Source organism: Photobacterium kagoshimensis (assembly GCF_050337045.1).
Taxonomy (GTDB): domain Bacteria; phylum Pseudomonadota; class Gammaproteobacteria; order Enterobacterales; family Vibrionaceae; genus Photobacterium; species Photobacterium kagoshimensis.
The window spans coordinates 19,059-32,686 of sequence record NZ_JAKJSO010000021.1 but is presented as its reverse complement, the minus strand read 5'-3'; the positions used below and the strand labels follow the sequence as shown (position 1 = coordinate 32,686).

The following is a 13,628-nucleotide window of genomic DNA, read 5'->3' as shown; positions in this document are numbered from 1 at the left end:
TGTATTTACACAAGGAATGTTTTCATGACGTCTACACTACATCAATTGAAATGTGAAGCGTGTCAGGTGGATGCTCAGCCTGTCGATGATGCCGAAATAGCAAAACTGAGAGTGAATATTCCTGATTGGAAAGTGATGGATCGTGACGGGATTTTGCAGTTAGAGCGTGAATACCAGTTTAAAAACTTCAAATTAGCTTGGGCGTTCAGTAATCAAGTTGCTGAAATTGCAGAGGCCGAGTTTCATCATCCTACAATAACGCTAGAGTGGGGAAAAGTGACGGTTTGCTGGTGGAGTCATTCGATCAAAGGTCTGCATCAGAATGATTTTATTTGTGCAGCAAAAACCGATCAATGTGCAGAGGGAACGAGCCTGTAAGCTCACGGTTAATTGTCACTCTGAAGTGTCCCTAATTGCTGCTGCCTGATCTTATGGGTCACTTCAGAGTGGTTGGTTTCTAATTAAGAGTTTGATCGCGCCTTTTCAACTAAATTAAATTGATGCGTTGCTTTTTTCATTGCATCACGCGCTGCACGCTGCTTCCTTTTTTGCTGCCATTTTTCAGAGAAATCTAGGTATTGGTTGGCACTGGCTAACCGAATGCTAATCAATGAAGAGAAATCTGCTGGTAACTCTAAGGCAACTTTATCAACTTGCTTTAATAAAGCATCTAGCTTCGACTCCGTTCTGACTTTTTTCAGACGCTGGTTGAAGCTTGCAAATTTAGGCGCGTATAAAAGCTCTGCGGACTCATATGGGAAAGGGGCGGGTAATCCTTGGTTTTTCGCTGCACGGAACATATCTAAGTGCGTAATGGCTTGCTTAAGTAGCTTCGCTTGCTGGATTTGATCTTGTGTCCCTTCTCGGTAAGCAAAGAAGGTGTCGCCAACTTTAATTAAACTCTCCAAGCTGTCGACATCATGAGCCTTCATTGCTTTCGCAAATTGTGCTGCGAAAGTTTCTTCTGCTAACGATGTTGGCTTGAATGTAGCGTCATGACGTAAGGTTTGAAGCTGAGTGAGCAGCTGGTAAATACTTGCTTCTTCAGTGTCACTATAGCTTCCCTTTTCTAATGCAGTGTTAATGCGGTTAGTGATGACATCAAGTGTTGATTGCCAACTGGTTGAAATGTCGGTACTCAGAATATTCAAAGCATGAGAGTCTGGGTAGAGCTTATGCGCTTGTGCGAGTTCAGCTTCTATTGCGTAGTAATTAGGATAGTGGTTGGTGCGACTATTAAAGATCTGATCAATCTTATGTTCATATAAGGCAAGAATCGCTTTTTGCTTATCGCGCAGTAGGCCCTGAGAGATAATAGGGTGCTGTTCTGCGAGCTCTGGTAACTGCTCAATGATCTCTCGAGGTTTTAAGTAATTAAGTTGTTTCTGATCTTGGATGCTTGTTTGTAACTGATTAATAGCTGTAGTTAAATCAGAGATAGTTTCTTTCTGTTGATAGAACACATAACCGAGTACAGAGCTTAAACCCAAAATGGCAGCTAACATCATTGCGACGGGCTTATGCTGTTTGTGCAATTGCGCCTGGATCACTTCAATATTATCAAGCCGCTTATTGGCATCTAGCGCCAAACCTTGCTGAACGGTACGCCACTTTGATGGGCTCAAGTGTTTAGGGCGAGAAGGCTGAATGTTTTCTTTTAATGCAACATCTGCGGGTTTACGGTGGTAAGGGTGCTTACTTGAACATAGCTCGTAGCAGATGCAGCAGAGTGCGAAGATATCATCCTTGATACTTGGTGGATTACCATTTAACAATTCAACTGAGGCATAGTTAGGGGTGTAACCACCAAACTCGACATCATCACCCTGCGGAACCGCTGCGTATTGGTCGTGATTTAAGCCCGTTTTTTTAGCAATGCCAAAGTCGAAAACCTTAATATCCCCATCACGTGTCAGCATGATGTTACTTGGTTTGAGATCGGCGTGAACAACACCATTTTTATGTGCATAACTGAGTGCTGACATCATTTGATCAAGCAACGAAATTGCGCGCTTATAAGGCAAACCATGAGGGCGTGAACGTTGAATAACAACATCAAGCGTTTCACCATCAAGATATTCCATAACGATATAGTAAATCTTTTTATCAATACCGAAATCGTACACGCGAATAATATTTGGGTGACTTAACTTTTGCGTTGTTTGTGCTTCATGGATTAATACTTTAGCGGCATCAGGTTGATTGATAAATTCATTTTGTAGTGCTTTTATGGCGACAAAGGGATTAGCGACACCTGCCGCTTCTAATAAAAGATCTGTTGCTCGGTAGACATTACACATACCGCCATTACCAATGCGTGACTCAATACGGTAACGACCTTTTATCACCATATTAATTAAGTCGCTGTCACTGTTATTTGAGGTGACGGCTTCTTGTGTTTTTTTGTTGGGTTGTGGTTCATGATGACTTCGAACCACTGTTTTATTGTTTAAATCATCACTTGTTTCTGTCTCATGGTGTATGTCTTTATGTGGCTGTGCATTATTGATTTCTGTTTTCTTTACCATGAGATGTCTCCAATTCTATTTGGTGGTGATAATATATTTAGTAAAAAGGAGTGCAATCATTATTTTCTGTTTATTTGTTATCAGCCCGAAGTGAAATTGAAACTCATGTAATTGATAGAATGAAAAATAAAGTTTGCCTCTCAATTATTTATGATAAGCAACAAAACTCATTGATGAGACTCTGCGAATATACATAATAAAGCACTCTTCATGTTCCGTTATTGATCTTTAAGTTAATAAGCTTAAAGATATGGGTTTATTATGGATTTTCAACTTTCAATTATTAGCTATCACCGCTATACCTCTCAATTAGATGCCGTTAAGACTTTAGATAGCGTTAAAGAAAATGCAGCTATTTACATTGGTCGCGCTGAGTTATGTGATTGGATTCTACCTGACCCTGATCGTGTTATTTCAAGTCGACATGCAGTGATTGAAAAATCTGCTGGGCGTTTAATGATAAAAGACTTGTCAACAAATGGTTTATTCATTAATCGTAGTGTTGAACCGCTGGGTAAGAATAACCATCATGAATTATCTCTGGGTGATATAATATCGCTAAGTGATTATGAGATTGAAGTTCAAGAGTTAATCTCCGAAGAAATAGAATCGAGTGTTACGTCAACACAATCAGAGTTAACTAATACTCGTGCTCTTGCTATTTCTTCGAAAGATTTAATGAGTGAGCATGATGTAAATAAAGAAAAAGAAATAGATATTAATAATGAAGTTTACATTGGTGATGTAAATGATAGCTTTACTTCGCCTAAGAATGAAAATATCGATTTAATGCAATTTAATGAAAGTATTCCTGAAGATTGGAGTGTTTTATTAAAAGAGAATGCTGCCGTTGAGTCTAATGACCAAGCACCTCTTTCATCTCCAGCAGCTGAAAAGATCGAAGCGGAAGTGGTCGAAAATACGCCTGAAGCGATTCAAAAAATCCCTGAGCCAAAAAGCACACCGAAAGGGTTAGTAAAAGAGGCGAATACTTCTATTTCATCAAAGCCCACCCCATCAAAGAAGACACCTGTTAATACCTTAAATATGCTAGCGGAAGGTGACGAAGCTAAGCTCTTGCACGCATTTATCGATGGTATGAAGGTGCAGGGACACCAAATTCATCCTGAGATGGATGAGCAGTGGTGGTTCGAAATGGGTGAAAGTATGTGCTTACTACTTACTGGTCTTATGTCAACACTGCAAAAGCGGGCGGATTTTAAGCAAACTAACCGATTGATGCATACTTCATTTAAGCGCCAAGAAAATAACCCGCTCAAGTTTTCTGCCAATTTCGAAGATGCGATTCACAATCTATATCACAGAAAATCGCCTAGCTTTCTTTCTGCACCAAGAGCAATTAAAGAAGCTTTTTCAGATATCGATCAACATGAAAAAGCGATGGTCTATGGCACAAAAGGGGCGGTTAAAGGGGTTATGGCTGCGTTGGAGCCCAATCGAGTTAACAGCATTGAAAGCCCTGAAGGGTTATTAGCGAGTTGGTTCGGTTCCAAGCAAAAAGCGAATAATTGGCAGCGTTATGAAGCCTTATTTTATGAATTAGAAGATGACCTACGCCAAGAGCAGCCATTCTATTTAGATGATTTTGTAAAGCATTATGAAGCGAGCTTAAAAGGAATAGGAGAAAAGTAATTATGCTTAATACTATCAGATTGTTTGTCTTTGCTACATTAATGGCCATTTCTTTAAATGGATGCAGCGTTGCCAATCTTGTTGTCGACCCGTATACAACATTAAAGTTTACGGTAAGTAATAGAGTCAACCCTGATTTGAATGGACGAGCTTCTCCTGTCGTTGTGAAAATCTATGAGTTGCAATCTAAAACAATATTTGAAAACCAAGACTTTTTCATGATTTATGATGAAGCAGATAAAATTTTTGGTCCTGATTTAGTCTCTCAAGATACGCTTTCTTTATCGCCAAGTGAAGAGTTGTCTTATGATATTAAAATGGCACCAGGGAGTCGGTATGTCGGTATTGTTGTTGCTTATCGCGATCTAGAAAATTCGAAGTGGCGAGAAGTGATTGAAATTGATCATAAAGGCTACAATACCTATAAGCTGATTGTTGATAAATTATCAATACATATAGATAAAGCTTAATCAAAATATGAGAAGTGAACCCAGTAAATTAATATTGGGTTTTTCGTTAATTTGTTGACTTGTATATCATCCATTTTATTAATCATTTGCGTAATTGTTTTATAGAGTAAGGTCATTTATGAGTAACTGGGAACGTGTTGCTTGGTGTGAAGGAATGTTTTTAAGACCGCAGCACTTTCAACAGCAAGAGCGCTATATATTAAATGAAAGTTCAAGCTTTGCGAGCCACTTAACAGCATACCCTTGGGGGGTCGTAGAGTTAATAATTGATGAGTCATTATTAGCTCAGAGTGCATTTGCTGTTAAAAAAATAAATGCCGTCATGCCTGATAGCCGTGTTTTATTATCACCGCAACGTGATCAATTGCCAGAACCAATTAAAATAGATAAAAATACAAAAGATAAAGTGATTGTTCTTGCTATTCCTATTGAACAGGCAAATGCTACAACTATTTCAACCTTGGGTGATAATCAAGTAACACGCTATCACTTTAAGGATCAAACAATTGTTGATACCAGCGGTAATTTGGGTGAGGAAGTTCTTCAATTAGCCTCGTTAACTGTAGAGTTAAAATTAGACAGTGAGCGCTTGACAGGTTTCTATACGTTACCCATTGCTCGTGTTATTGAAGTTACGGATGAAGGGAATATTATTTTAGATAAAAACTTTATTCCACCAACATTGAATGCGCAGCTTAATCCTAATATTCAAAGTTTACTTACAGGCTTAGTTGGTAAGATTAAATTACGTGCAGATACGTTAGCTGGCCGTTTAAATCACTCGCAAGGCAATGCAACATCCATTGCTGATTTTTTAATGCTACAGACGCTAAATCGTTATGAACCAGTGCTAAAGCATTACTCAACAATTAAAGGCACACACCCAGAAACGATCTGTCAGTTACTTTATGGTATGGCCGGTGAGCTTGCAACTTATGCCAGTAGCCGAAAACGTCCTTCAGAACTGCCTGTATATACGCATAAAGGACTATCGGAAGTCTTTAGTCAGTTATCGAACGCACTCAATCACTGCCTCAGTACTGTACTTGAACAAACAGCCATTCAGATACCTATTGAAACCACGAAATTTGGTATTCATATCGCTTCGGTACCTGATAAAAAATTACTGGCAACAAGCCAGTTTGTATTGGCTGTTAAAGCGGATATTGAACCAGAAGAGCTACGAAAGCGCTTCCCTGCCCAAGTGAAAATTGGTCCGGTTGAGCATATCCGTGATCTGGTTAATAACCAACTGCAAGGAATTTCTGTTGATGCGTTGCCTGTCGCACCACGACAGGTTCCATACCATGCTGGCTTCCATTATTTCCAACTGGATAAGAGTAATGACTACTGGGCTCGTTTAGCCGCCAGTGGTGGAATTGCTATTCATTTATCTGGTAATTACCCGTCATTAAGCCTGCAGTGCTGGTCAGTGAGTCAATAAGTTAGCAAGTGGTGTTGAATATGTCCGATCAAACTGTTTTGAAGCCTCAGCCAGGTAAGCGTAAAAAGAGTGCGCCTCAGAGTAAGTCAGAAGCCGTCACCGAGGCAGATTTAAATCAAACGGTACTTGTGATGCAAGCGAGTAAAGGTACCAGCACGCGTCGGTTGCCATCTTTAGGGGAGAACCCATTAGTAGATCAAGCTAGTGGTATTTTGTCGTTAATAGGCCAAATTCGTTCAACTCACGATCATAGCGATGTCGCTTTTTTGCGTCAGACCTGCATTGAAAAAGTGCGTGAATATGAAAACCAATTGCGTGGGTTAGCGGTCGCGAGTGATGACATTGAAGCGGCCCGATACTGTTTGTGTTCGTTTTTAGATGAAACGGTGCTGAATACTGCTTGGGGTGAGCAGTCGGTATGGCGTTCAGAAAGTTTATTGTCGGTTTTTCATGCTGAAACATGGGGAGGAGAATACTTTTATTCATTGCTTGATAACGCATTATTACAACCTCACCAATATTATCAACGGCTTGAGCTGCAACACTTGTGTTTAGCTCTGGGGTTTACAGGTAAGCTACGAATAGCCGAGCGTGGTGAAGAAAAGTTACAAGCCTACCGTTCGCAAGTATCGGAAGCGTTGGCGCAAGTTAAAGGAAAGCAACAGCCGCTCTTATCGCCAGACTGGCAAGCAAATGTATTAGGGGGAAGTGAAACGCATAGTGGGATCCCTCTATGGGTGACGGGCTCCTTTTTTGGTTTATTGATGCTCTCTATGTATATGGGGTTCAATTACAATATTAATGCTTATTCCAATCCAGCTTTTCAATCGCTTAGTAGCTTAGTGCCCGATCATATTGATGAATCTTCGGTGCAATATTACCAAGATCCTGCTGCGTTAAAACTACAACAATTGCTGCAATCAGAAGTTGAGCGAGAGTTGCTCGAATTTGAAAAACACCCAGATCGCATTCGCCTTATTATTAAATCCAGCGAGTTGTTTGCCTCTGGTAGTAATGAGATCCAAGCCTCCGTTATGCCTGTGCTATCTAAAATTGCTCACGCGCTTGAATCAACCACAGGGCGAGTGATGATTGTTGGTCATACTGATGATCGGCCAATTTTCACCAGCAAATACCCTTCAAACTGGCATCTTTCCCTAGCGCGAGCGACATCAGTGGCCAATGTGCTAGCGATGGGCACTGAGCTTCGTGGGCGTTTGTGGCCAGAAGGACAAGGTGATGCCAATCCTCGCCAACCCAATACCAGTGATGCAAATCGAGCGAGTAACCGTCGTGTCGAAATCGATCTTCTATATCAACAACGCAGGGCTGAGAAGTAATGATGTTTATTAAGCGGATGTGTAGTGCATTGATTGATATTTTCCGTAAAAAGTGGGTGATCACTTTACTTGGGCTTGTCGCATTATCTTTATTAATTTGGTTCGGTGGCCCGTTAGTTGCTATTGCAGGATCTGAGCCTTTAAGCAGCCCTGTTTCGCGTTTAGTCGTCCTACTCGTTTTTGCAATGCTATGGGGTTTTTACAATATTGTTCATCAGGCAAAAAGCAAAAAACAAAATGAGCAAACCGTTAAAACGTTGCTCGATGGTGATGACGCTAATCCAGCCGATGCCGCATCGCAACAAGAGATAGATACACTGCGCTCTCGCATCGTGCAGGCACTTGATGTCATGAGTAAAACGTCAGGAAAGCGTGGAGGCGGTGCTTATCAATTGCCTTGGTATATATTAATTGGCCCGCCAGGTACGGGTAAGACAACAGCATTACAAAATTCAGGTTTGGAGTTTCCACTGCAAGAAAGCCTTGGCAATGATCCATTAGCCGGCATTGGTGGAACACGTTATTGCGATTGGTGGTTTACCAATAAAGCCGTGTTGATAGATACCGCAGGACGTTATACCACTCAAGATAGTAATACAGATCAAGATTCACGTGCTTGGTTTGGTTTTTTAGGCTTGCTGAAAAAGCACCGTACACGTCGACCTATTAATGGCGCGATTATTACGGTCAGCCTAGCCAATTTACTGACTCAAACCCGAACTGAGCGCAATTTGCATGCGCGGGCAATCAAGCAGCGCATTCTCGAACTGAAAAACCAGCTTGGCATGCAATTCCCTGTGTATGTGATTTTGACCAAAGCCGATTTGATTGCTGGGTTCAATGAGTTCTTTGCTGATCTTACACCAGAAGAAAGAGAGCAAATTTGGGGCGTCACTTTTCCAGAATCGGCTCCTGATTCTGAAAAAGGTGTGGTGGGCCTATTTAATAAAGAGTTCCACCATTTATTAATGCATTTACTTGAAAAGATGAATGCACGTTTGAGCTCTGAGCGTGACATCGATAAACGTACGCTTATTTACGAATTTCCGAAACAGTTGCGTTTACTACAAGCAGCTGCAGATGATTTTTTAAAAGAGATTTTTGCCGCCAATGCCTTTGAAGAGCCGCCTTTATTGCGTGGTGTCTTTATTGCGAGTGCAACTCAAGAAGGGGTACCGATTGATCGTGTCATGAAAGAAACCTCTGGAGGGTTAGGGCTAAGTCAAGTACCACTTCGCCAAGCAGGTGGAGAAGCGAAAGGTTTCTTTATTAAACGTTTGTTTGAAGATGTGATCATCAAAGAGCAGTTTCTTGGCACTGTGAACCGTGTGCATCAAAAGCAAAATCGGTGGCTACATCGTGCTGTTGTGGGCGTGAGTTGTACTGTCATTGCCGTTATGGGAGGCATTTGGACGCAGAGTTATCAGTGGAATAAATCATTAGTCGATAACGCTTTGACAGCGATAGATCGCTATCAGGCTATTGTTGGCGATGGGTTAAACGCTGATTTGGATGTGGTGAGTTTAGTTGACGCACTGGATGAGCTGAAGCAACTGCCTGCTGGTTTTGAACATTACATGCTTAATGAAGACAGCATTAAGCACTTTGGCTTATACCAAGGTGAAAAGTTAGGCCAACCTGCTGTCACCGCCTATTACCAAGCGCTGCAAGGGGTCTTTGCACAGTTCTTGATGGCCGGTCTTGAAAAAGAAATGCATGACAATGTGCAATACCGCGAATACTTGTACGAGACGTTAAAGACCTACCTGATGCTGTTTCAACCTCAGCATTATGATGCCACGCAGGTCACGAGTTGGTTAGAAGCGTATTTTGACCGTACATACCCTGGCGAAATTAATGAATCCTTACGTGCTTCATTAATTGCTCATAGTAATAATTTGCAAAAAGCGGGTGTGTTGAATGTAGCCATGAATGAAGACGCAGTAGGCAGCGCTCGAAAAGTGTTAACTGCGATGCCATTGTCTGAACGTGCTTATCAGCGTTTGAAATTGGAATACATCGATAGCCATGTTCCTTCATTTCGTTTAACCGATGTTTTTGGCTCTCAAAGCCTGACTATTTTCGAACGAAAAAGTGGTAAACCGCTTAGCATGGGGATCCCAGGCCTTTATACCTACAACGGCTTCCATGGTGTGTTCCAACTTGAAAGTAATCGAATGGTGAAACGTTTGATGGAAGATAGTTGGGTGTACGGTGATGAGTTAGTGCTAAAAGAAGGCAACATAGATCATGTTGTGAAAGACGTTAGGTTTAAATACTACCGCGATTATATTTATGAATGGACACAACTGTTGAATGACCTTCAGTTGAAACCCTATTTATCTGCTGAACGTGGTTTATCGCAAGCCAAAATTTTAGCGGGCCCGGAAAGGCCGGTTGAATCCTTGATTACTGCGGCACAAAAACAATTGCGCCTCACCAAAATACAGGTGAGTGAAGAAGCAGAAGTTGCAGGGAAAGTTGCCTCAAGCGTTGCGAATGCTGCGCTGCATAATCAGAAACAGCGCATTAAACGTTTTTTGCCATCCGATCTTGGTAAGACCGAAATTACGTTGCCGGGTAAAGAAGTTGAAGATGCCTTTGGCGAGCTCTTAAATGTGTCAGAGACGCAGCTTGAAGCGGTTCATGAATCATTTGTGCACTTAAATAATTATCTGGCTGAGCTGACAAGCTCAGGTAATAACGAGCGTATTGCCTATAAAAGTTTATTAGGTGAGAGCAATACCCGCACGATTGGCGCTGCGATGAAAACCGCACGAGCGAATTTGCCTTATCCATTTTCCAGCTGGCTGGGGAATATATCTTCCCAAACATCTAAGTTAGCGAAAAAAGGTTCGCAGCTACATGTTAATGACGTGTGGAAGTCGACGGTATTAAAAGAGTATCAGACGTTAATTAAAGGGAAGTACCCATTTGATCCTAAGTCATCTCAAGATTTACCACTGAAAGATTTTGAACGTTTCTTTGGCTATAACGGCACACTAGATAGCTTCTTTAAGCAGTATTTAGCGCCATTTGTGGATAAATCTAAGCGCCAGTGGCGGTTTGATAAATCAATTGGTTTAAATGAAGAAAGTCTGCAAGTTTTTGCTCAAGCCGAAACGATCCGTAAAGCCTTTTTTGATGTCGGTAGTCAAAAGGCCAAAGTAAGTTTTGGTATTAAGCCGATTTATTTAGACCAGCACATTAGCCACTTCAAACTGGAAGTCGGACGGCAGGCTGTGACATACCAGCACGGCCCTACTCGCGCAAAAACCTTGTATTGGCCTGGTGTTGGTCAGACTCGGGTGGTCTTTACACCACCGCAAACAGGCCATGTTGTTACTGAATCTTATGGTGGTAGTTGGGGCTTATTCCGTTTATTAGATAAATCATTAAAAGCACGACCAAAATCGCGAAAAGACAACATTTTGGTTGTGGATCTAAAAGGAAATAAAGCGCAACTCGAGTTAATACCAAACAGTGCGATTAATCCATTTTGGTCTCGTGATATGGAGCATTTCTCATGCCCAGTCACGCTATAAAACCGGGTTTTGGTTACTTTGGAAAAGTACCGCAACGTGGCGACTTTATTCAATCAGGATTGGCGACAGGATTCGCGAATGGTTGGAGTGAATGGCTACAAGCTGCGATGGCCGTTAGCCGGGAGCAGCTTGAAGAATCATGGCTTGAGTATTATATGACAGGCCCGATTTGGCACTTTGCTTTTTCACCAAATGTGTGTGGAGAACAAGCCATGATCGGCAGCTTGATGCCCAGTGTTGATAGTGTCGGCCGACAATTTTATTTCTCGTTAGCGACACCCATAGATCAAGCCCCTATTGATTTTTTGCTTAATAGAAAATGGAGCATCAAGGCTGAAGAACATATTTTGCAAGTGCTTGACGACGAAGTGGATCTTGCCGTTTGGGTAGAAACCACTCAGCAAGCATGTTGGCATCACGATGTCATTCAACAGGATGAACCGCTACAAATATTAATGGAAAGCGATCGTCATACGATAGCGGCAGAGGCAGCGAATGCTGAGCAATTACTGCATCACGCCTATCAGCAGCGTTTTGGTCGTTACTGTGTATGGTGGACGAATGGTTCTGAGCAGGTGCCTGAATGTAGTGTTATTTCGAGTGGTTTACCTTTGGTTAGTCAGTTTTCAGCTTTATTGGATGGGTGTTGGGAAGAATGGGGATGGTAATGCAAAACAAGAAATGGAATTACTTTTCATTCACACAATCACACTCAGGAAAGGTACGTACTTATAACGAAGATGCTTGCTTAGCGATGCAAAAAGAAGGGGTATGGGTCGTTGCTGATGGTATGGGAGGGCATGCTGCCGGTGATATTGCGAGCCGCATGTTGGTCGATATTGTCGAGCAGAAAGTATCAGCTATTGGGTTGCCATTTTTAACCGTAGATCACCTGCATGAGGCGCTCGTCGAAGCGAATACACGAATTTATCAATATGGTTATCACGATCTTGCTAAGTCGATCATGGGAACAACCGCTGTTGTATTGCTGATAAAGGAAGCGCAATTCCATTGCCTTTGGGTGGGTGATAGTCGGCTGTATTTATATCGTGACGGGCAATTGCTTCAGCAATCTAGAGATCATAGTCAAGTGATGGAGATGGTAGAAAAAGGCCTGCTGAACGAATACGAAGCAGAGCAGCACCCTATGGCAAATGTGATCACCCGCGCGGTGGGAGTTGATGAAAAAATCGATATCGATCAGTTATCTGGTTCACTGCAAAATGGAGATCAGTTTTTATTGTGTTCTGACGGGTTAACCAAAGAACTTGCTGATCACGAAATGGCACTGTGTTTCCAAGCAACCAGTGTGAATGAGGTGGGCCAGGCTTTAATCCATTCTGCGCTAGTGCGAGGGGCTTCAGACAACGTGACTTGCGCGGTAGTAAAAGCAAGGTATCAGGCTTCGTCAGAGTGCATCGTTTCACCAAATTATAGTGATGCCACAGTCCCTGTATTTAATAATCAACGCATCAGTTTACAGGGGGAATAATGGCGATATTTCCTTTTGAACAATCAGCACAAATTGATTTAACCGCGTTATCGGTGGCGATTACACCAGAACGACCTTGTGGTGAAGATCCAAGGCATGATACATCGCCGTCGTCTGTCTATTATCAGTTAAAAAACGTGCGTAATAATGCCCGCACGTTAGAGCGTAATGCGCTAATTGATGGCGAGCCCTTGCTTAGTTTTTCTAATCAATGGGGCCCATTGATCGAACAAGTGCCTGCTCTGTTATTGAATGAAACCAAAGATCTTGAGTTTACAGCATGGTACATCGAAGCCCTGATCCGCACATATGGTTATGCAGGGTTAAACCATGGGTTTATGGTTGCCAAGTTGCTTATCGAGCAGTTTTGGGATGGGTTATACCCTTGGCCTGATGAGGATGGTGTAGAAACGCGTGTCGCACCTTTAATTGGACTTAATGGTATTGAAGGTGAAGGTACCTTACTGATGCCGATTTCTTGTATTCCAATCACTGAATTTGATGGTGACCGAGCCTATGCGCTTTGGGAGTACGAACAAGCTTGCGAAGTTGATCGCCTGGAAACAGAAAAAAAACGGCACCGTATTGATCAAGGCGCGATTGAATTGAGCGTATTTGAATCGGCGGTTAGTCAGTCTAGCGGGGCTTTTTATGCCGCTTTAGTCAGTGATATTGAAAACTGCATATCATCTTATCAGCAACTTGTGACAGTGATGGATCAGGCCTCCGGCCTCTCATTACCAACATCTCATATCGCTAAGCGTTTACAAGCTGCGCTTGATGCGGTGAAGCACATTGCAGCCGATCAGCTACGCCAAATGAATGAGGTAACTCAGTCGCAAGAAGAGGTTGAGACTGATTCTGAATCCCTGAGTGATGAGCAACCTCAACCTAGTACAAATCTTGCCGAACAGCAGCTACGTACTCGTCAAGATGCCATTTTACAACTGAAAACTATTTCAGACTTTTTTAGAAAAACAGAACCACATTCACCGATGTCGTATGCCATCGATCAAGTTGTGAGATGGAGTGATCTCGCCTTACCAGATTTACTTGCAGAGTTAATTGATGATGGTTCTGCGCGGCAAGGTTATTTCAGGTTAGTTGGCATTTCTTCTGAAAATGACACCTCATCTTAATATTTATGACACCAGCT

General features: G+C 42.1%; 10 protein-coding genes. 9 read left to right on the top strand and 1 reads right to left on the bottom strand.

Annotation, left to right across the window (positions count from 1 at the left end):
• Positions 1-24 precede the first annotated feature (24 nt).
• A complete protein-coding gene (locus tag L4C35_RS18725) occupies positions 25-378 on the top strand; it encodes a 4a-hydroxytetrahydrobiopterin dehydratase (protein ID WP_428464323.1) in 354 nt (117 codons plus the stop codon).
• An 83-nt stretch (positions 379-461) separates the two neighbouring features.
• Here the strand turns inward: L4C35_RS18725 and L4C35_RS18720 are convergent, their stop codons facing one another.
• Complete coding sequence (locus L4C35_RS18720; RefSeq protein WP_428464322.1) at positions 462-2,528, bottom strand: serine/threonine-protein kinase; 2,067 nt, start codon at positions 2,526-2,528, stop codon at positions 462-464.
• A 261-nt stretch (positions 2,529-2,789) separates the two neighbouring features.
• On the opposite strand from L4C35_RS18720, the gene tagH reads away from it, so the two are divergent.
• From tagH to tssA, 8 genes are all read left to right on the top strand, one after another.
• Positions 2,790-4,181 (top strand): type VI secretion system-associated FHA domain protein TagH, encoded by a 1,392-nt coding sequence (gene tagH / locus L4C35_RS18715; protein WP_428464321.1) that lies wholly within the window; start codon positions 2,790-2,792, stop codon positions 4,179-4,181.
• 2 nt (positions 4,182-4,183) lie between these two features.
• Positions 4,184-4,651 carry a type VI secretion system lipoprotein TssJ gene (gene tssJ, locus L4C35_RS18710; RefSeq protein ID WP_428464320.1) on the top strand — a complete coding sequence of 156 codons (468 nt, stop codon included), beginning with the start codon at positions 4,184-4,186 and terminating at the stop codon, positions 4,649-4,651.
• Positions 4,652-4,769: 118 nt separating this feature from the next.
• Complete coding sequence (gene tssK, locus L4C35_RS18705; protein ID WP_428464319.1) at positions 4,770-6,095, top strand: type VI secretion system baseplate subunit TssK; 1,326 nt, start codon at positions 4,770-4,772, stop codon at positions 6,093-6,095.
• Between the two features lie 20 nt (positions 6,096-6,115).
• The gene (tssL, locus tag L4C35_RS18700; protein ID WP_428464318.1) at positions 6,116-7,435 is read left to right on the top strand and encodes a type VI secretion system protein TssL, long form; all 1,320 of its coding nucleotides are present in this window, start codon (positions 6,116-6,118) and stop codon (positions 7,433-7,435) included.
• The gene (gene tssM / locus L4C35_RS18695) at positions 7,435-10,980 is read left to right on the top strand and encodes a type VI secretion system membrane subunit TssM (protein WP_428464317.1); all 3,546 of its coding nucleotides are present in this window, start codon (positions 7,435-7,437) and stop codon (positions 10,978-10,980) included. The genes tssL and tssM overlap by 1 nt, the downstream gene beginning before the upstream one ends.
• Complete coding sequence (tagF, locus tag L4C35_RS18690) at positions 10,962-11,648, top strand: type VI secretion system-associated protein TagF (RefSeq protein ID WP_428464316.1); 687 nt, start codon at positions 10,962-10,964, stop codon at positions 11,646-11,648. The genes tssM and tagF overlap by 19 nt, the downstream gene beginning before the upstream one ends.
• Positions 11,648-12,472, top strand: coding sequence for a PP2C family protein-serine/threonine phosphatase (locus L4C35_RS18685; protein WP_428464315.1), 825 nt, complete (start codon positions 11,648-11,650; stop codon positions 12,470-12,472). The genes tagF and L4C35_RS18685 overlap by 1 nt, the downstream gene beginning before the upstream one ends.
• Positions 12,472-13,611, top strand: a complete 1,140-nt coding sequence (gene tssA, locus L4C35_RS18680) for a type VI secretion system protein TssA (protein WP_428464314.1) — start codon at positions 12,472-12,474, stop codon at positions 13,609-13,611. The genes L4C35_RS18685 and tssA overlap by 1 nt, the downstream gene beginning before the upstream one ends.
• Positions 13,612-13,628 lie beyond the last annotated feature (17 nt).

Excerpts from the sequence above, each read along its gene's own strand:
- L4C35_RS18725 (WP_428464323.1), top strand. The coding sequence starts at position 25 with ATGACGTCTACACTACATCAATTGAAATGTGAAGCGTGTCAGGTGGAT.
- L4C35_RS18720 (WP_428464322.1), bottom strand. The coding sequence starts at position 2,528 with ATGGTAAAGAAAACAGAAATCAATAATGCACAGCCACATAAAGACATA.
- tagH (WP_428464321.1), top strand. The coding sequence starts at position 2,790 with ATGGATTTTCAACTTTCAATTATTAGCTATCACCGCTATACCTCTCAA.
- tssJ (WP_428464320.1), top strand. The coding sequence starts at position 4,184 with ATGCTTAATACTATCAGATTGTTTGTCTTTGCTACATTAATGGCCATT.
- tssK (WP_428464319.1), top strand. The coding sequence starts at position 4,770 with ATGAGTAACTGGGAACGTGTTGCTTGGTGTGAAGGAATGTTTTTAAGA.
- tssL (WP_428464318.1), top strand. The coding sequence starts at position 6,116 with ATGTCCGATCAAACTGTTTTGAAGCCTCAGCCAGGTAAGCGTAAAAAG.
- tssM (WP_428464317.1), top strand. The coding sequence starts at position 7,435 with ATGATGTTTATTAAGCGGATGTGTAGTGCATTGATTGATATTTTCCGT.
- tagF (WP_428464316.1), top strand. The coding sequence starts at position 10,962 with ATGCCCAGTCACGCTATAAAACCGGGTTTTGGTTACTTTGGAAAAGTA.
- L4C35_RS18685 (WP_428464315.1), top strand. The coding sequence starts at position 11,648 with ATGCAAAACAAGAAATGGAATTACTTTTCATTCACACAATCACACTCA.
- tssA (WP_428464314.1), top strand. The coding sequence starts at position 12,472 with ATGGCGATATTTCCTTTTGAACAATCAGCACAAATTGATTTAACCGCG.